The following is a 17833-nucleotide window of genomic DNA, read 5'->3' on the forward strand; positions in this document are numbered from 1 at the left end:
CACGCTGTTGAGTTCTCAAGGAACGGACGCTTCCTTCGGACCGCCTTCCAGCGGACCCTCCGGGCTTCGTTCTTTCGTGTTTCCAGCTTATCAGACGCTTTCCGCTCCGTTTTCCGGAGTTTCATTCATCGGATTCGCTTTCCGCTTTGCCGCCCCGGTCTCCCGCGGCGACTCCGGAACTGTACGGGCACCGGCCCGCCACATGCAAATCGTCCCGCCCCGCTGTCGCGGGACGGGACGATCCGTCGTTCGAGCACCGTCAGGCGCGGCCCATCTCCTCGGCGATGGCCGCCGCGAAGGCGTCGATGTCGGCCTCCGTGGTGTCGAAGGCGCACATCCAGCGGACCTCGCCGGTGTGCTCGTTCCAGAAGTAGAAGCGGTAGCGCTTCTGGAGCCGCTCGCTCACCTCGCGCGGGAGGATCGCGAACACCGCGTTCGCCTGGGCCGGGCGGACCACCTCGACGCCGTCGATCTTCCGGACCGCGGCCTCCAGGCGGCTGGCCATCGCGTTGGCGTGGCCGGCGTTGCGCAGGTAGAGGTCGCCGGAGAGCAGGGCCTCGAACTGGACCGAGACGAAGCGCATCTTCGAGGCGAGCTGCATCGAGGTCTTGCGCAGGTACGTGATGTTGCGAACCCGCTCCGGGTTGAGCACCACCACGACCTCGCCGAACAGCAGGCCGTTCTTCGTCCCGCCGAAGGAGAGCACGTCGACGCCCACGTCGGTGGTGAAGGCGCGCAGCGGCTGGCCGAGCGAGGCGGCGGCGTTGGCCAGGCGGGAGCCGTCCACGTGGACGAGCATGCCCAGCTGGTGGGCGTGCTCGGTGATCGCGCGGATCTCGTCGGCGGTGTAGAGGGTGCCGAGCTCGGTGCTCTGGGTGATGGAGACCGCGAGCGGCTGCGCGCGGTGCTCGTCGCCGAAGCCCCAGGCCTGCTGGTCGAGCAGCTCGGGGGTGAGCTTGCCGTCCGGGGTGGGGACGGTGAGCAGCTTGATGCCGCCCATCTTCTCCGGGGCGCCGCCCTCGTCCACGTGGATGTGGGCGGACTCGGCGCAGACCACCGCGCCCCAGCGCGGGAGCAGGGCCTGGAGGGCGACCACGTTGGCGCCGGTGCCGTTGAAGACGGGGTAGGCCTCGGCCTTGTCGCCGAAGTGGCGGCGGAAGACGTCCTGGAGGTGGGCCGTGTAGTCGTCCTCGCCGTAGGCGATCTGGTGGCCGCCGTTGGCGAGGGCTATCGCGGCGAGGACCTCCGGGTGCACGCCGGCGTAGTTGTCGCTGGCGAAGCCGCGGACGGCGGGGTCGTGCCGCCGTACCGCGTCCGTACGGGTGAGGTCGGTCATCGGGCTGTCAGCCACAGGTGCTGTCCGTTCAGTTCTGCTGCGGGGCGGTCCCAGAGGCCCGCCAGGTGTCCGGCGAGGTCGGCGGTGTCGGTGAAGCCGGCGAACTTCGCCTCCGGCTTCTCGGCCCGCATTTCGGGACTGACCAGCGCCTTGATGACCAGGATCGCAGCCGCCGCGGTGGGCTCGCCGTCGGGGGCGGTGGTCTCCTTCTTGAAGGAGTCGGCCATGGCGAGGGTCCACGCCTCGGTGGCGGCCTTGGCGGCCGCGTAGGCGGCGCCGCCGGCGGTGGGCTTGTGCGCGGCCGCGGCGGAGATCATCGCGTAGCGGCCGGCGGTGCTGCGGACCAGCGCGGGCTGGAAGGCCAGCGAGGTGTGCTGGAGGGTGCGCACGACGGTGTCGTGCAGGAAGTCCCAGTCGTCCAGCCGGGTGTCGAAGAAGGTCTTGCCGCCGCGCCAGCCGCCGACCAGGTGGAACAGGCCGTCGACGTGGCCGTGCTCGGACTCCAGGTGGTCGGCCCAGTCGTGGACCTCCTGCGGGTCGAGCAGGTCGATCACCTGGCCGCTGACCTTGGCCCCGCGGACGGCCACCCGGGTGGCGTCCAGCGCGGACTCCAGGCGCTGGGCGTCGATGTCGGCGCCGATCACGGTGGCGCCGTCGGCGGTGAGGCGGCGCAGCACGGCGCGGCCGGCCGGGCCGCTGGCTCCGGCGACGGCGATGACCTTGCCGGCCAGCGGGGCGTTGGTGGAGGTGGTCACGCGGCGGCTCCCTGGATCCCGGCGCCGGTGATGCCGGCGGTGGCGGCGATGACGCCGCTCAGCTTCTTGTTGAGGGCCTCGTAGAACATGCTCAGCGGGAACTCGTCCGGGAGCACGGCGTCGCAGAGGGCCTTGTTGAGGGCCTTGCCGTCGGTGATGTCGAGCGGCAGGGCCTCGGAGCCCTTCGCCCAGGTGGAGGCCGGGTGCGGGGTGAGGTAGCGGGAGACCAGCTCGTACGCGGCGATCCAGTGGGCCGGCTTCGGCCGGTCGATGCCGTCGCGGTAGAGGGTCTCGATCTCGGCGCAGAGCGCGTTGGTGACCTGCTGGGCGCGCTCCCAGTCGATGCTGAGGCGGTTGTCGCGCCAGCGCAGCGCGTCGTGCTTGTGCAGGTAGGCGAAGAGCAGCTGGCCGCCGAGGCCGTCGTAGTTGCGCACCCGGTCGCCGGAGACCGGGAAGCGGAACAGGCGGTCGAAGAGGACCGCGTACTGGACGTCGCGGGCGTGCGGGTTGCCCTCGGTCTCCAGCTGCACCGCCTCCTTGAAGGTGGTGAGGTCGCAGCGGAGCTCCTCCAGGCCGTACATCCAGAACGGGCTGCGCTGCTTGATCATGAAGGGGTCGAACGGCAGGTCGCCGTGGCTGTGGGTGCGGTCGTGGACCAGGTCCCACAGGACGAAGGTCTCCTGCGCGCGCTGCTGGTCCTGGAGCAGGCCCTCGGCGTCGGCCGGGATCTCCAGGCCGAGCTGCTGGACGGCGCTGGTGGTGACGGCGCGGAAGCGCGCGGCCTCGCGGTCGCAGAAGATGCCGCCCCAGGTGAATCGTTCCGGCGCCTTGCGCACGGAGACCGTCTCGGGGAAGAGCACGGCGGAGTTGGTGTCGTAGCCGGCGGTGAAGTCCGTGAAGGTGATCGGCACGAACATCGGGTTGTCGAAGCGGGTGCGCTCCAGCTCGGCCAGCCAGTCGGGCCACACGACGCTCAGCAGGACGGCTTCCAGGTTGCGGTCCGGGTTGCCGTTCTGGGTGTACATCGGGAAGACGACCAGGTGCTCCAGCCCGTCCTCGCGCTGGGCGGCGGGCTGGAAGGCGAGGAGCGAGTCCAGGAAGTCGGGCTCGCGGTAGCCGGTGTCGGCCCACTTGGCGAGGTCCGCGTCGACGGCGGCCAGGTAGGCGGCGTCGTGCGGGAAGTTCGGAGCGAGCTCCTGGACGGCGGCGCGGACGGTCGCGACCAGCGGGTCGACCGTGTGCCGCTGGACGGCGGCCAGGTCGATCGAGCCGTCCTTCGACTGGAGCGGGCGCAGCGTCTCGACGGCCTCCTTCAGGCGCAGCCAGGCCGGGTGGCCGGCGAGGGTCGAGACCGGGGCGTCGGCCGCCACAGCGAGCCATGGCGAAAGATTCTGCATCGTGGACTCACTTCGACAGGAGTTATTTCAACGGGAACACCATAAGTACGAAAGGTTCTCCCGTTCAAGGGGGGCCGGACGGGCAAAGCTCCGGCGCACCACCGCTCCGGCGCGGAAACCTTCGGCGGGGGGCGGGTTGTCCGGCATGTGGACAGTGATCTGGATGTTCTGGACAGATGCGCCGTTCTGATGCGAACCTCCCCGCATGCTCCCGGCGGTGATCACGGTGGCCGTACGCCACGACAGCCCGTTCCGGGCGCCCTCCCGTCGGCACGTCTGCTGTCGCTGTCGCTGTCGCGCGCGCGGCCTCTGCTGCCGCTGTCGCCGCTGTTGTTGACCGGCCTGCCGCCGACCCGGCTGCCGCCGGTCCGGCTCGGGGGGCGCCGCGGACGCGGGCCCGTACGCCGACCATGCCGCCTGTGTTCCGGCGCCGCCACCGGGGGGAAGTGACCCGCCGGGATGCGGGCCGCCCGTCGCGCCCTCCCGTGCCCCTCACCTTCCTTCCGTCCCGCCGGTCCTTTCCCTGGAGCCCCGTCATGACCCTCCGCAAGCCGTCCGCCGTACTGCCCATCGCCGCGCTGGTCGCCGCCGCGGCCGTGCTGACCGCCTGCGCGCCGCAGGACTCGAAGTCCGACGCCGCCCCGGGCGCCTCGGGCGCGGCCGGGTCGGCGGCGGGCTGCGCGCCGGGGGCGCTGGCCACGCGTACCGCCGGGACGCTGACCGTCGGCACCGACAAGCCCGCGTACGACCCGTGGTTCACCGAGGACAAGCCGGAGAACGGCAAGGGCTTCGAGTCCGCCGTGGCCTACGCGGTCGCCGAGAAGCTCGGCTACCCGAAGGAGAAGGTCAGCTGGGTGGTGGCGCCGTTCAACAAGGCGACCTCCCCGGGTGCCAAGGACTTCGACTTCGACATCAACCAGGTGTCCGTCAGCGACGAACGCAAGCAAGCGGTGGACTTCTCCTCCGGTTACTACGACGTGCGCCAGACCGTCATCGCACTGAAGAACTCCAAGGCGGCGGGGGCCAGGAGCATCGCCGACCTCAAGGGCGCCAAGCTCGGCGCGCAGGTCGGCACCACGAGCCTGGACACCATCACCGACACCATCAAGCCGAGCACCCAGCCGGCCGTCTTCGACTCCAACGACCTGGCCAAGGCGGCGCTGAAGAACGGCCAGATCGAAGCGCTGGTGGTGGACCTGCCGACCGCCTTCTACATCACCGGCGCCGAGGTGCCGGAGGCCCAGGTGGTCGGCCAGTTCGAGGTGTCCTCGCGGGCCGAGCAGTTCGGCCTGGTGCTGGACAAGGGCTCCAAGCTGACCGGCTGCGTCTCCCAGGCGGTGGACGCGCTGCGCGCCGACGGCACGCTGGCGAAGCTGGAGAAGCAGTGGCTCTCCGACGCCGTCTCGGCACCGGTGCTGAAGTGAGTGCTGACCTGGGCCCCCGGCCGAGCGGGGAGTCGTCGGGCGGGGAATCGTCGGGCCGGGAGGGCTCGGTGGACCTCGCCAAGGCCCCGGCGGCGCGGACCGGGACGCCTGCCGCGGAGGACGGCTACCGCCCGTCCGAGCGGCGGCTGGCGCACGAGGCCTACCGGCGCTCCCGGGCCCGCCGCTCGGCGCTGATCGCCACCGCGTCGACCCTGGCGACGGCCGTCGTGCTCTACCTGCTGGTCGTCAACTCCCCCGGCTGGGAGGTGACCCGGCGGACCTTCTTCAACCTCGACTACGCCCGCCAGGCACTGCCCGAGGTGCTGAAGGGGCTGCGGCTGAACCTGGAGCTGATGCTCGGCTGCGGGGCGCTGATCCTGGTGTTCGGGCTGCTGCTGGCGGTGCTGCGGACGCTGCGCGGGCCGGTCTTCCTGCCGGTGCGGCTGCTGGCCACCGCGTACGTGGACTTCTTCCTCGGGCTGCCGATGATCATCTGCCTGCTGGTGATGATCACCGGGGTGCCGGCGCTGCGGCTGACCGGGGTGACCACCGATCCGCTGCTGCTGGGCGGGGCCGCGCTGGTGCTGACGTACTCGGCGTACGTCTCCGAGGTGTTCCGCTCCGGCATCGAGTCGGTGCACCCGAGCCAGCGCGCCGCGGCCCGGTCGCTGGGGCTGACCAACGCGCAGGCGATGCGGTACGTGGTGCTGCCCCAGGCCGTCCGCCGGGTGGTGCCGCCGCTGCTCAACAACCTGGTGAGCCTCCAGAAGGACACCGGGCTGGTCTCGATCGGCGGGGCGATCGACGCGGTGTACGCGGCGAAGATCATCGCGGCCCGGTCCTTCAACTTCACGCCGTACCTGGTGGCGGGGCTGGTGTTCATCGTGCTGACCATTCCGTTGACCCGGTTCGCCGACTGGCTGACCACCCGGATGACCCGCCGTCAGCTGCAGGGAGGTGCGGTGTGACGTCGAGCGAGGTGCTCCGGCTGGAGTCGGTGCGCAAGACCTTCGGCGACCAGGTGGTGCTGCGCGACGTGGACCTCGCCGTGGCCGAGCACTCGGTGACGGCGCTGATCGGGGCGTCCGGCTCCGGCAAGTCCACGCTGATGCGCTGCGTCAACCTGCTGGAGGGGATCGACGACGGGGCGATCTTCCTGGACGGTGAGGAGATCACCGATCCGCGCGCGGACGAGGACGCCGTACGGCGCCGGATCGGCGTGGTGTTCCAGTCGTACAACCTGTTCCCGCATCTGACGGTGCTGGAGAACATCACGCTCGCGCCGCGCCGGGTGCACCGGGTCGCCCGGGCCGAGGCGGAGGCGCGGGCGCTGGAACTGCTCGACCGGCTCGGGCTGGCGGCCAAGGCGAAGGAGTACCCGGACCGGCTGTCCGGCGGGCAGCAACAGCGGGTCGCCATCGTGCGCGCGCTGGCCACCGGGCCGCGGCTGCTGCTCCTGGACGAGATCACCGCGGCGCTCGACCCGGTGCTGGTCGGCGAGGTGCTGTCGGTGGTGCGGGACCTCAAGGAGCAGGGGATGACGATGGTCCTCTCCACCCACGAGATGGGCTTCGCCCGCGAGGTCGCCGACCGGGTCTGCTTCCTGGACGGCGGGGTGGTGCTCGAACAGGGGCCGCCGGAGCAGGTGTTCGGCGACCCGCGGGAGGAGCGCACCCGGCAATTCCTCAGCCGGGTGGTCGCCTCGGGGCGGCTCCAGGGCTGAGCGGGCACGCCCGGCCGGCGGGTACCGCACTATGCGGCCGGGGTTTGCCACGAGGCGTGCGGTGGGCGTGCGACAGGCGTGCGGCCAGGGCTTTCGCGAGGACGGGCACCACTGTGCGCCCCCGTACGCGCCCTGGCCACGCCCGGCCGGGTGCGGTGATCGTGGACCGGATGTCCGTCGCCGCGCACGGGGGCGGCGCACGGGCGACAGCCGACGGGTGACAACTGACAGCCGACAGATTTCATCATCTGTTCGCTGACCGCTGTCCGTTGTCATCTGTTCGCCGCCCGCCGCCCCGTCGCCCACCGCCCTGGGAGGCCGCCGTTGCACGGACCCGCCCTGGTCAACTGGCTCCTCGCCCTCCTCGCCGCCGGCGCGGGCACCTCCTGCCTGACCCGGCTGCGCCACTCCCCCTGCGCCCCGGGCGGCGCACACCGGCCGCTCGCCCGCGAGTCCGACGCCGCCGAGGCCCTGATGGGGCTCGGCATGGCCGCGATGGCCGTCACCGGCGCCACCGTCCCGGCCGCCGTCTGGGCCGGGCTCTTCGGCCTCCCCGCCGCCGCCTTCCTGCTCGCCGCCGTCCACGCCCCGGCCGGGCGGGCGCACCGCCTGCACCACGCGGTCGGCGCGCTCGCCATGACGTACATGGCCCTCGCGATGGCCGGCGCCTCCGGCCACGGGCACCACCAGGCCGCCGCCCTGGGCCTTCCGGCGCTGACCGGGGCGCTCCTCCTCTACTTCGGCGGGTACACCCTCTGGACCGGCAGCCGGCTGCTGCGCACCCCGGCGGGCGCCCTCGCGGTCGGCACCGCCGGTCTGCCGCAGGCCTGCCGACTCACCATGGGGATCGGCATGTTCGCCATGCTCCTGACCATGTGACGGCCGCACGCCACGACCTCCGGCACCCCAAGGCCCCCGTCCGGGCGTGGCGTTGGTCACTGGCCGGACGAAAGCCGTTCCACCGGACGTCGCCAGCGCATAGGTTGGCGGGGAGCGCGTTGTCGCGTTCCGTGCGTACTCGGGGAGCCCATCGATGCCTGCCCTGATCGGCCTGCTGCTGCTCGGCCTGCTGCTCTCGACCGTCGCGCCCCGGCTGCTGGCCCGGGCCCGCTGGGCGGAGCGCGAACCGGTGCTGGCACTGCTGGTGTGGCAGTGCCTGGTGGTGGCCGTCCTGCTCTGCTGTGCGCTGGGCCTCCTCCTGGCGGCCTCCGCCGCCCTGCCGGAGCTGCGCGCGCTGCTGTTCCGCGGCGCGCCGCACGGTGTGGAGGCGGCGTACGGCCTCCAGGAGGCCGAGGGCTGGGGCCGGCTGTGCGCCGCGGCACTGGCCGCGGGCGGGGTGCAGACGGTGCTGGCACTCACCCGCGAGGTCCGCACGGCCAAGGCGCTGCGCAATCGCCGGCACGCCCAACTGGCCACCCGCGCACCCGAGTTGCCGGACAGCATCGAGAGCGACCGGAGCCGCCGGGAGCGGCTGGTGGTCCTGGAGAACGTCCGCCCGGAGGCATGGTCGCTGCCCGGACCGGACTCCCGGCTGGTGGTCACCACCGGCGCCCTCCGGCAGCTGACCGACCGGGAGCTGGCGGCCGTGCTGAGCCATGAGCGCGGCCACGTCCGGGCCCGGCACCACTGGCTCCAGCAGTTCGCCCAGGCGCTCGCCTCCGGCTTCCCCGGGGTCGGCGTGTTCAGCGCCTTCCGGGACCAGGTGGCGGAGCTGGTCGAGCTGGCCGCCGACGACCGGGCCGCCCGTCGGCACGGTCGGCACACCACCGCCCTCGCGCTGGCCGAACTCAACCTGGACCGCGGGGTGTTCGGCTCCTGTCCGCCCGGCCTGGCACAGTCCCCGAAGCGGGTCGACCGGCTGCTCGCGGGCCGTCCGCGGCTCTCCGTCCCGCACCGGCTGCGGCTCACCGTCGGGGCGCTCGCCGCGCCCGCCGTGGTCGTCCTGCTGGCCGCCGCACCGGGGCTGCACTCGCTACTCTGAGGCCAACCCGGCGTCAGCCAGGGGTTCTTGACGTTCCGTCAGCCGGAAAGCCGATCCGTCAGTCGGTGGACGATCCGCAGGCCGGCCCGAGTCCGCCGCCGAGGGTCAGCTCCAGCACCTGGCGGTGGAGCGGCCTGGCCTGCTCGTACCGTTCCCGCCCGGCCTCGGTGAGGGTGAGCACGACGCCCCGCCGGTCGCTCTCGCACATCGCCCGGGTGACCAGTCCGGCCTTCTCCAGGCGGGCGATCAGCCGGGAGAGCGCGCTCTGACTCAGGTGGACGGTGTGGGCCAGCTCGCTCACCCGCACCGCGGGCCCGCCGCCGCCCCCGCACTCCTCGACGAGGCGCTCCAGCACCTCGAACTCGCTCATGCCCAGCCCGTACCGGTCGCCCAGCTCGCGGTCGAGCATGCAGGCAGCGGCAGCGTGCCGGGCCAGCAGCTCGCGCCACTGCGCGACGAGACCGGTCTCCGCCGGGGAGTCGAGTTCAGCCACGCCGCCACCCTAGCACGTGCATCGACAATTATTGCGTTCACATCTAATTCACTTGCATTGAATGCATGTGCATGTACTGTCCTCCCCATGACCACCGCGACCGTCCCATCACCCGATGCCCCGTCAACCAGCGGGCCGCACTGGACTCCCCGCCTCTGGGGCACCCTGATCGTGCTCTGCGCCGCCATGTTCCTGGACGCCCTGGACGTCTCCATGGTGGGCGTCGCCCTCCCGTCCATCGGCTCCGACCTGCACCTGTCCACCTCCACCCTGCAGTGGGTGGTCTCCGGCTACGTGCTCGGTTACGGCGGTCTGCTGCTGCTCGGCGGACGCGCCGCCGACCTGCTCGGCCGCCGCCGGGTGTTCCTGGTCGCCCTGGGCGTCTTCGCCGCCGCCTCACTGGTCGGCGGCCTGGTCGACGACGGCGGCCTGCTGATCGCGGCCCGCTTCCTCAAGGGCGTCAGCGCCGCCTTCACCGCCCCGGCCGGCCTGTCGATCATCACCACGACCTTCGCGGAGGGCCCGGCCCGCAACCGCGCCCTGTCGATCTACACCACCTGCGGCGCCAGCGGCTTCTCGCTCGGCCTGGTGCTCAGCGGCCTGCTCACCTCGGTCGGCTGGCGCTGGACCTTCCTGATGCCCGTCCCGGTCGCACTGCTCGCGCTGGTCTTCGCCGTCCGGCTGCTCCCCCGCCCGGTCGAGGAGCGCGCCAAGGGCGGCTACGACGCGCTGGGCGCGATCACCGGCACCGCGACCGTTCTGCTGCTGGTCTTCACCGTCACCGAGGCCCAGGGCGCCGGCTGGCTGAGCGCGCGCACGCTCGGCTCGATGCTCGTCGTCGCCCTGCTGGCCGCCGCCTTCCTGCGGGTGGAGAGCCGCGCCGCGCACCCGCTGGTCCGGCTCGGCATCTTCCGCAACGGTTCGGTCGCCCGGGCCAACGTGGTCGCCTTCGCGATGACCGGCGCCTACGGCGGCTTCCAGTTCGTGGTCACCCTCTACCTCCAGCACCTGCTCGGCTGGTCGGCCCTGGAGATGGCCCTCGGCCTGCTCCCCGCCGCGGCCCTCATCGCGCTCTCGGCACCCTTCATGGGCCCGATCGTGGACCGCTTCGGCACCGGGCGGCTGCTGCCGATCGGCCTGCTCTCGCTGGTCGCCGCCTTCGCGCTGTTCCTGCGGCTGGACGAGCACAGCTCGTACCCCGGCCTGGTGCTGCCCTCGATGCTGCTGCTCGGCGTGGGCTTCGCCTTCGCCTTCCCCTCGGTGAACATCGCCGCCACCGACGGCGTGGGCGACGAGGAGCAGGGCCTGGCCTCGGGCCTGGTGAACACCGCGATCCAGGTCGGCACCGCGGTGGTCCTGGCCGGAGCGACCGCGATGATCACGGCCGGCAGCGCGGGCGGCGACAGCCCACAGGCCCAGCTGGACGGCTACCGGCCGGCGCTGCTGTTCGTCACGATGGTCGCCCTGGTCGGCCTGGTGGTCGCGGCGGCGGGCGCCCTGGTGGACCGGCGCCGCGCCTCAACTCCCGCGCCGGTGCCGGATTATGATTACTCATCAGCCGGGTCGACCGCGGCCCGCGCCGAAGTCCTGACCGAGCGCTGACCCCGGGCCCCGCCCGCGGCCGATCTCCGGGCCGTCGGGCCGTGGCGCCGGCTCCACCAAACCCCCGTGTTGGTGGAGCCGGCCGTCTTCGTGCCGGCCGCCCGGGCAGCGCCCCTCGGGGCACGGTTCCTCGGTGCGGCTGTCGGCTCCGCAAGTATATTGGCTCGCAGCCAACGAACGTTCGGAGCAGACACGATGGCACCTCGCGGGGATTCGGTCAATGAGGAGATGCGGCAACGCTCCCGCCGACGCATCATGCGGGCCACCGTCGAGCTGGTTGACCAACGCGGATACGCGGGCACCACGCTGACGGACATCGCCGAGCGGGCCGGACTCGCCCGCGGGCTGCTCTCGTACTACTTCGACGGCAAACGGCTGCTGATGCAGTCCGCGACGCACCGGATGATGCACCAGTCGCTGGCCTGCGCCCTGGCGGAACTGGCACCCGGTTCCTCGCCGAACGCGCGGCTGGCCCGGGCGATCGACACCGTCCTCGGGCTGGCGCTGGACCACCCCCGGGTGATGCGCTCGCACCTGGCGCTGATCCTCGACCCGGACACCGGCGCCTTCGTCCAGGACCCGGAGCAGCAGCAGCTCGGGGCCCTGCTCCAGGGCCTGCTGCTCGACTGGGGCGCGCCCGACCCGGTCGCCGAGCACGCCGTCCTGCGCAGTGCGCTGATGGGCGGCTGCATCGGGGTGCTGCTGCCGGGCGCCGAGATCCCGCTGGCGCCGATCCGGGCCGACCTCTTCCGCCGCTACGACCTGGCCTGGGAGCTGGGCCGCCCGCCGCAACCGTCCCCGCCGGAACGCGAGAGGCCGCCGGCCCGCGACTGACGGCGGGTGGGCGGCCTGGCGGACCGACTGCCGGGGGCCTCGCGAGGGAGGGATCTCACAGGCCCCGGACGGCAGCGGCTCAGCGTTCCTTCAGGATCGAGGCGAGCAGGTCTATCGTGCGCTCCGGCGTGAGACTGTCCACGCAGAGCCGCTCCATGACCTGGATGTAGGCGTCGACGTCGTCGCGCTTGTCCAGGTAGAGCGCGCTGGTGAGCTGCTCCAGGTAGACCACGTCCGCGAGGTCCTGCTCCGGGAAGCGCAGGATCGTGAACGCCCCGGACTCGCCCGCGTGCGCGCCGAACCGGAACGGCATGACCTGGATCACCACGTTGGCCTGCTCGGCGACGTCGATCAGGTACTGCACCTGACCGCGCATCACCTGGGGCCCGCCGACCGGCCGGCGCAGCGCGGCCTCGTCGATGACCGCCCACAGGCGCGGGCTGGCCCCCTCGGTCAGCAGTTTCTGACGGCGCAGCCGGAGGCTGACCCGCCGTTCGACCTCCTCCTCGCTGATGACCGGCCGACTCTGGCCGAAAACCGCCCGTGCGTACTCCTCGGACTGCAGCAGTCCGGGGATGAACTGCACCTCGTAGGTGCGGATGAGCTGGGCGGCCTCCTCCAGGCCGACGTAGGTCTGGAACCAGCCCGGCAGCACGTCGTTGAAGCTGTGCCACCAGCCGGACTTGTTGGCCTCGCGGACGAGGCCGAGCAGGGCTTCCCGCTCGATGCCGTCGTCCACGCCGTACAGGCTGAGCAGGTCGGCGACGTCGCGCTCCTTGAAGCTGACGCGGCCGAGTTCCATGCGGCTGATCTTGGACTCGGAGGCCCGGATCGCGTAGCCCGCGTCCTCGCGGGTGATGCCGCGCGCCTCACGCAGGCGGCGCAGCTGCGAGCCGAGGAGGATCCGGCGGACCATCGAGCCGCCGCCCGGCTGAACTGTGGTCATGCGGTCGAAACCTCCACCTAGGGCAAACAGCGCACAGTCTGCCATCAGTTGAGCGCTCACGGTGCCGATACTGACGGATGTTCCTATCAGTTCTGCACTCCACGCACCAGGATGCACGTGCATTCGGCGCTTGCATATGCCAATAGTGCGACTGCACGTGAATCGACTCTTGCATCTGCAGTGAGCGCACACCACCATGGTGCACGTGCACCTGCACATCCCTGGCAATCCCGCGGGCTCCGCGTCGACCCCACGCGCGACTCCGTGCACCGACCCGACGGCGTCCCCCGCGTCATCGGGCGTTCGAGTGCGCGCGCGCCTGGTCGAGGGGGCGGCCGAGCGGCCGAGCGAGTCGGAGGTGACCGGCATGACCCCGGCGGGTCCAGCCGTGTCCGCCCCCTTATGGGAGGAGCTCTTCATGAGCACCGGTACGGCTTTGGCGGTTGACCCCCATGTGGTCACCTGTACGCTCGCTCCTCGCTTCGAAGCCGTCAGAACCGCGCGGGACTTCGCTCGGAGCACGCTCCAGCTCTGGGGCCTGACGGAACTGTTCGACGACGTCGCGCTGGTGGCCTCGGAACTCGTGACCAACGCGCTCCGGCATGCGATCGGCGCACGGCCCGACCCGTCGGGCGGCGCCCTGGGCGAGTACGACTTTCCCATGAAGCCGACCGCGGACGGCCGGCTGCCGATCCGAATAAGCCTGGTGCACCGCGCACCCCAGGTGGTCTGCGCGGTGAGCGATCCGAGCAGCACCGGCCCGGTCGCCCGGGAGGCCGACTTCGTCGCCGAATCGGGCCGCGGGCTGCACCTGGTGGAGTCGTTCAGCCGCTCCTGGGGCTGGCACCCGCTGGGCAGCGGCAAGGTGGTCTGGGCGATGTTCGAGGCCGAGTCGGTCGGCGGTTCCCCGCTGGACGGACACCCCGGGCTCGGCGGCCGCTCACCGCTCGACGGTCCCGTCGACGTCGGCGGACGGCATCGGCGCTCGGCCTAGGACGGGCCCCGCGCTCCGAGCGGGTCCTGTACTCCCAGCGGGCCCCGTGCTCCGAGCGGGCCCGGCGTTCCGGACGAGCCCTGACCCCGGGACAGGCCCTGCGCTCCGGAGGAGCCCTGCCTTCGGGACGGACCCCGCGCCGGACGGCGCGCGGCCGGTCGACGGACACCCCGGGAGGACCGCACCCCGGGCGCTTCCAGCAGGCCCCGTCGAGAGCCTCCGGCACCACGGAACCGCGAGCGGCTCAGCGCGGCCGGGCGGGCCGGGCGGCCGGACGGATCCGGGAGAGGCCTCCGGAGCGAAGACATCCGGAGGAGACAAAGACAAAGGCCGTCGTGGTGTCGGCACCCACGACGGCCCCCCGATGATGGAGCACGGCGGCCGGTCAGACCGCCAGGTGGTCGAACTCCCCGTCCTTCGCCCCCAGCAGCAGGGCGGAGATCTCGGCCCGGGTGTAGATGAGGGCGGGGCCGTCCGGGAACCGCGAGTTGCGCATCGCCACATCGCCGCCCGGCAGGGCCGCGAACTCGACGCAGTTGCCCTGGGAGTTGCTGTGCCGGCTCTTCTGCCAGACCACCCCCTGGAGATCGGCGGCGGCCATCCCGTTGTAGGTGTCGTACGAGCCGTGCGTGTCCTGCGAGTCGTGCATAGAAATCTCCCGAAGAGCTCCGGAGTTGTCGTCCAGCGCGGCGCCCCCGGCACCGCCGAAACGAACGGACCGGCCCCGTACCGGTCCGGCACAACGCCTCACTTGACGTGATGATAGCCGCAGTGCACGTGCATCAGCACGGGACATTGCAGGTGCACGAGGCCTTTTACCCGCAGCCGCGAACTCTTCACGGGCCCTTCCCCTGACGGTACGTAAACGGACATAGCCGATGAATCGTCGAGCCCGCGATAACCGGCCGTGAGCACCTCCCCGCTGAATGTTGATCTTCGAATGCCGGGAGTCGCCCGCCCGTGACCCTCCGTCAAGCCGGGCTCATGCTGTGAGACATCTCACGCGCCCCGGGTGCAACGCCCGCCCCCTCGGATCGCGTCGGGACAAGCACCGGCCACCACGCGGGGGTTGGGCGAAGAATGTCCGGATTGTAGGCAAAGCGCCCGGACCGGCGCCGGAGACGCACCGGGTCCGTACCGCGAGCACGCGAAACCCGTACGGCAGCCGACTGCAAGCCGGACGGGCCGATGTCCTACGATCTCCGGCATGAGCACCGCAGCCATTCCGGGCGCGCCACTGCCCGTCCGTACTCCAGGCTCCCGTGCGCGGGGGCGCCACCGTCGTCCCGAGCGCCCCGAGATCCCGGCCGGCGCCCCGGCCCTGGTGCTCGCCGTGCCCGCGACCGCCGGGCCCGAGTCCCGCTCGGTCGTCGAGGAGCTGCTCTCGATCGTCCGCACCGAGCAGAACGGCGTCCAGACGGCCGTCGGCTACCTCCCCGGTGACGGTGCGGCGGGCGCGAGCGGCGAGGACCGCACCGTGGCCGAGCTGCTGGCCCTGGCCGCCGAGGCCGGGCGGCCGATGCCCGTCCTGGTGCCGCTGGTGCCCGGCCCGCACACCTTCCTGACCGGGCTTCACGCGCTCGCCGCCGAGTACGGCGCGCCCGTCACCGACCCGCTGGGCCCGCACCCGCTGCTGGCCGAGGCCGTGCACGTCCGGCTCTCCGAGGCCGGGCTGGCCCGGGCCGACCGCGCCCGACTGTTCGCCATCGCGACCGCCGCGGACGGCGTGGTGCTGACCACCGTCGGCGGCGAGGACGCGGCCGCCGCGGCCGGCATCACCGGCGTGCTGCTGGCCGCCCGGCTGGCCGTGCCGGTCGTCGCCGCCGCGCTCGACGTGCCCGGCTCGGTGGCCGCGGCCGTCAACCACCTCAAGGACACCGGCTCGCAGCGCCCGGCGCTGGCCCCGCTGGTGATCGGCCCGGAGGCGGACTCCGAGCTGCTCGCCACCGCCGCCGAGGAGACCGGCTGCCCGTCGGCCGCGCCGCTGGGCGCCTACCCGTCGGTCGGCCAGCTGATCGCCTCCACCTACCTGGCCGCGCTGCCCACGCCGTCCCCGGAGGACCTGGCACGGGCCGAGGCGGAGGCGGCGGCCGCCGCCGAGGCCGAGGGGGTCGTGGAGGGCTCCCGTGGCGCCCACGCGGCCGCCGAGGGGCCTGGCGGACGATAAGGACACCGCGCGCGGGTTCGCGCGCACCGAAGGGCCCGGAACGGATCGCGTTCCGGGCCCTTCCGTGTACTTCCCCCACCCCGTCCGTCCCGTACGGGAGTCACCCGGCAATGAAGGGGAATGTCCGTTCTGGCGCTATTTGAAAGGAAATAGGGAGCGTGGATTCACATGCTCCGATCGCGACCGCTCCCCCACCCGCCGGAGTGCGCCACTCCGCGATTCGACGCACCGTCACGCCACTCCTGAGGCGGAGCCAGTTGTCGGCTTCCACAACAGCATTGCCTGAAAACGATCATTTACGATCATGGTGAGTGGCAATTTTGGCAGTTTCCACTAAACCGTGATGCACATCACAGTGGTTTGCAGTTTGAACTTAAGTCTGATTAACGTGCTCCCCGTTCGTGACCACACGAACCCGGTCATCCGCAACGCCGAGTCCTGCCGTCGGATGTCCTGGAAGCGCGAAAACGCACCACGGCAGGAGCGGGGGACCCACAGGTAAGTCGCCCCGGACCGCTCTCCGGAACGGTCCAGGGCTAGGGGTGAAGCCGTGCTCACCGCACGGCCGGGCAACTCCAGCCCGAATCCGACAGCTCACCTCGCAGGCGTGGGAGAGGACCACGTCTTCATGCTGCCCACCAACGGCACCCGTCTGTCCGGCCGTACCCGTCGCGTGATCGCCGCCCTCGGCGTCGCGGGCGTCGGCCTCACCGTCCCCTGCCTCACCACCGGCACCGCCTCGGCCGCCTCCGTCGCCACCTGGGACAAGGTCGCCCAGTGCGAGAGCGGCGGCAACTGGAGCATCAACACCGGCAACGGCTTCTACGGCGGCCTCCAGTTCACCTCCAGCACCTGGTCCGCCTTCGGCGGCACGGCCTACGCGGCCCGCGCCGACCTGGCCACCAAGGACCAGCAGATCGCCGTCGCCGAGAAGGTCCTCGCCTCGCAGGGCCCCGGCGCCTGGCCGGTCTGCTCCGTCCAGGCCGGGCTCACCAAGGGCGGCGCCGCGGCCGCCGTTGACACCTCGGCGGGTTCGACCGCCGCCAAGCCCGCCGCGCCCGCCCAGAGCGCCAAGCCGGCCGCTCCGGCCGCTCCGGCCGCGAAGCCCAGCGCCAAGCCCGCGCAGCCGCAGACCCCCGCCGCGAAGCCCGCCGCGCCCGCCCAGGGCGACGCGCAGGCCTCCACCGACTCCGCCGCCTCCGGCAACCGGAGCGACTGGGTGCAGAAGCGCCAGCAGCAGGCCCAGGGCGGCGACTACACCGTCGTCGAGGGCGACTGGCTGTCCGCGATCGCCGACCAGCACAAGGTGCAGGGCGGCTGGCAGCGGCTGTACGACCTCAACCGCGGCACCCTGACCGAGGGTCCGGACACCATCTACCCGGGCCAGCAGCTGTCCTTCGGCGGCAACGGCCAGGCCCGGGCCGGCCAGTCCTCCGCCGGCACGTCCGGCTCGGACTTCACCTGGTTCGACCGCTCGCAGAAGTCCGGCCAGTCCGCGAACGGCGGTGCCGTGAACGCCCAGCCGACCGCGCAGCCCGAGGCCCCGGCCGCCAAGCCGTCCACCAAGCCGGCCGCGAAGCCCGCCACCAAGCCCGCTCCGCAGCCCCAGGCCCAGACGCAGACCCAGACCCAGACCCAGGCGCCGGCCGTGACCGGCAGCATGGCCGCGGCGGTCTCCTTCGCCGAGTCGAAGGTCGGTCAGGCGTACGTCTACGGCGGCACCGGCAACGGCGGCTGGGACTGCTCCGGCCTGACCCAGGCCGCGCTGCGCGCCGCGGGCGTCTCCGTCCCGCGCGTCGCCGCCGACCAGGCCGCCGCCAGCACCCACGTCTCGCTGGACAGCCTCCAGGCGGGCGACCTGCTGTTCTGGTCCAACAACGGCAAGGACTCCGGCGTCTACCACGTCGCGATCTACATCGGCAACGGCAAGTACGTCGAGGCCGCCAACCCGAGCTCGGGCGTCCGCGAGCAGAGCATCGCCAACTGGGCCCCGGACTTCGCCGGCCGGGTCTGAGGACGGCGCGCGGTCCACGGTCCACGGCTGACGGACCTCCGGTAACAGCTGACGGGTAACAGATAACAGCTGACAGATTTCAACATCTGTCAGCTGTTATCCGTCAGCTGTCGGCCGTCGTCCGAACGCTGACCGCCCACCACCCCCGGGGAGAGTCTGGTCGCTCC

General features: G+C 72.1%; 16 protein-coding genes and 1 riboswitch. Of the genes, 10 read left to right on the plus strand and 6 right to left on the minus strand.

The features are described 5' to 3' along the window. Positions 1 to 259: 259 nt before the first annotated feature. From ACFCY1_RS26460 to ACFCY1_RS26470, 3 genes are read right to left on the minus strand one after another with little or no spacing between them, the layout of a single operon-like run. Positions 260 to 1336 (minus strand): low specificity L-threonine aldolase, encoded by a 1077-nt coding sequence (locus ACFCY1_RS26460; protein WP_049650550.1) that lies wholly within the window; start codon positions 1334 to 1336, stop codon positions 260 to 262. Further along, a complete protein-coding gene (locus tag ACFCY1_RS26465) occupies positions 1333 to 2091 on the minus strand; it encodes an SDR family oxidoreductase (RefSeq protein WP_079272480.1) in 759 nt (252 codons plus the stop codon). The genes ACFCY1_RS26460 and ACFCY1_RS26465 overlap by 4 nt, the downstream gene beginning before the upstream one ends. After that, positions 2088 to 3488: a DUF6421 family protein gene (locus ACFCY1_RS26470; protein ID WP_375876285.1), complete on the minus strand. Its 1401-nt coding sequence runs from the start codon at positions 3486 to 3488 to the stop codon at positions 2088 to 2090. Before ACFCY1_RS26470 ends, ACFCY1_RS26465 begins: the two co-directional genes overlap by 4 nt. Before the next feature lie 536 nt (positions 3489 to 4024). Between ACFCY1_RS26470 and ACFCY1_RS26475 the strand changes: the two genes are divergently transcribed. From ACFCY1_RS26475 to ACFCY1_RS26495, 5 genes are all read left to right on the plus strand, one after another. Next, positions 4025 to 4912, plus strand: coding sequence for an ABC transporter substrate-binding protein (locus tag ACFCY1_RS26475; protein ID WP_049650552.1), 888 nt, complete (start codon positions 4025 to 4027; stop codon positions 4910 to 4912). Positions 4913 to 4980: 68 nt separating this feature from the next. Continuing rightward, positions 4981 to 5880 carry an amino acid ABC transporter permease gene (locus ACFCY1_RS26480; RefSeq protein ID WP_375876286.1) on the plus strand — a complete coding sequence of 300 codons (900 nt, stop codon included), beginning with the start codon at positions 4981 to 4983 and terminating at the stop codon, positions 5878 to 5880. Further along, complete coding sequence (locus ACFCY1_RS26485) at positions 5877 to 6635, plus strand: amino acid ABC transporter ATP-binding protein (RefSeq protein ID WP_049650554.1); 759 nt, start codon at positions 5877 to 5879, stop codon at positions 6633 to 6635. The genes ACFCY1_RS26480 and ACFCY1_RS26485 overlap by 4 nt, the downstream gene beginning before the upstream one ends. A 324-nt stretch (positions 6636 to 6959) precedes the next feature. Then, complete coding sequence (locus ACFCY1_RS26490) at positions 6960 to 7514, plus strand: DUF5134 domain-containing protein (protein ID WP_375876287.1); 555 nt, start codon at positions 6960 to 6962, stop codon at positions 7512 to 7514. Between the two features lie 154 nt (positions 7515 to 7668). After that, positions 7669 to 8616, plus strand: a complete 948-nt coding sequence (locus tag ACFCY1_RS26495) for a M56 family metallopeptidase (RefSeq protein ID WP_117492506.1) — start codon at positions 7669 to 7671, stop codon at positions 8614 to 8616. A gap of 58 nt (positions 8617 to 8674) precedes the next feature. Here the strand turns inward: ACFCY1_RS26495 and ACFCY1_RS26500 are convergent, their stop codons facing one another. Continuing rightward, positions 8675 to 9109, minus strand: a complete 435-nt coding sequence (locus tag ACFCY1_RS26500) for a MarR family winged helix-turn-helix transcriptional regulator (RefSeq protein WP_049650557.1) — start codon at positions 9107 to 9109, stop codon at positions 8675 to 8677. 87 nt (positions 9110 to 9196) lie between these two features. Between ACFCY1_RS26500 and ACFCY1_RS26505 the strand changes: the two genes are divergently transcribed. Together ACFCY1_RS26505 and ACFCY1_RS26510 are read left to right on the plus strand one after the other, a co-directional pair. Continuing rightward, on the plus strand, positions 9197 to 10711 hold the full coding sequence (locus ACFCY1_RS26505) for an MFS transporter (protein WP_375876288.1): 1515 nt from the start codon (positions 9197 to 9199) through the stop codon (positions 10709 to 10711). A 228-nt stretch (positions 10712 to 10939) separates the two neighbouring features. Next, a complete protein-coding gene (locus ACFCY1_RS26510) occupies positions 10940 to 11545 on the plus strand; it encodes a TetR/AcrR family transcriptional regulator (protein WP_049650559.1) in 606 nt (201 codons plus the stop codon). Between the two features lie 79 nt (positions 11546 to 11624). Here the strand turns inward: ACFCY1_RS26510 and ACFCY1_RS26515 are convergent, their stop codons facing one another. Continuing rightward, positions 11625 to 12491 carry a helix-turn-helix transcriptional regulator gene (locus ACFCY1_RS26515; protein ID WP_049650560.1) on the minus strand — a complete coding sequence of 289 codons (867 nt, stop codon included), beginning with the start codon at positions 12489 to 12491 and terminating at the stop codon, positions 11625 to 11627. Positions 12492 to 12909: 418 nt separating this feature from the next. Between ACFCY1_RS26515 and ACFCY1_RS26520 the strand changes: the two genes are divergently transcribed. Further along, a complete protein-coding gene (locus ACFCY1_RS26520) occupies positions 12910 to 13485 on the plus strand; it encodes an ATP-binding protein (protein WP_241853036.1) in 576 nt (191 codons plus the stop codon). A 385-nt stretch (positions 13486 to 13870) separates the two neighbouring features. On the opposite strand, the gene ACFCY1_RS26525 is transcribed toward ACFCY1_RS26520, so the two are convergent. Beyond that, complete coding sequence (locus tag ACFCY1_RS26525; protein ID WP_074004386.1) at positions 13871 to 14134, minus strand: DUF397 domain-containing protein; 264 nt, start codon at positions 14132 to 14134, stop codon at positions 13871 to 13873. 558 nt (positions 14135 to 14692) lie between these two features. Here ACFCY1_RS26525 and ACFCY1_RS26530 point away from each other — a divergent pair. Both ACFCY1_RS26530 and ACFCY1_RS26535 read left to right on the plus strand, forming a co-directional pair. Further along, a complete protein-coding gene (locus tag ACFCY1_RS26530; RefSeq protein ID WP_234348297.1) occupies positions 14693 to 15652 on the plus strand; it encodes a hypothetical protein in 960 nt (319 codons plus the stop codon). Positions 15653 to 16102: 450 nt separating this feature from the next. Continuing rightward, a riboswitch (cyclic di-AMP (ydaO/yuaA leader) is annotated at positions 16103 to 16273 on the plus strand. Then, complete coding sequence (locus tag ACFCY1_RS26535) at positions 16260 to 17666, plus strand: transglycosylase family protein (protein ID WP_375876289.1); 1407 nt, start codon at positions 16260 to 16262, stop codon at positions 17664 to 17666. Its footprint overlaps the riboswitch before it by 14 nt. Positions 17667 to 17833 lie beyond the last annotated feature (167 nt).

It is taken from the genome of Kitasatospora sp. NPDC056273, assembly GCF_042268845.1.
Taxonomy (GTDB): Bacteria; Actinomycetota; Actinomycetes; order Streptomycetales; family Streptomycetaceae; genus Kitasatospora.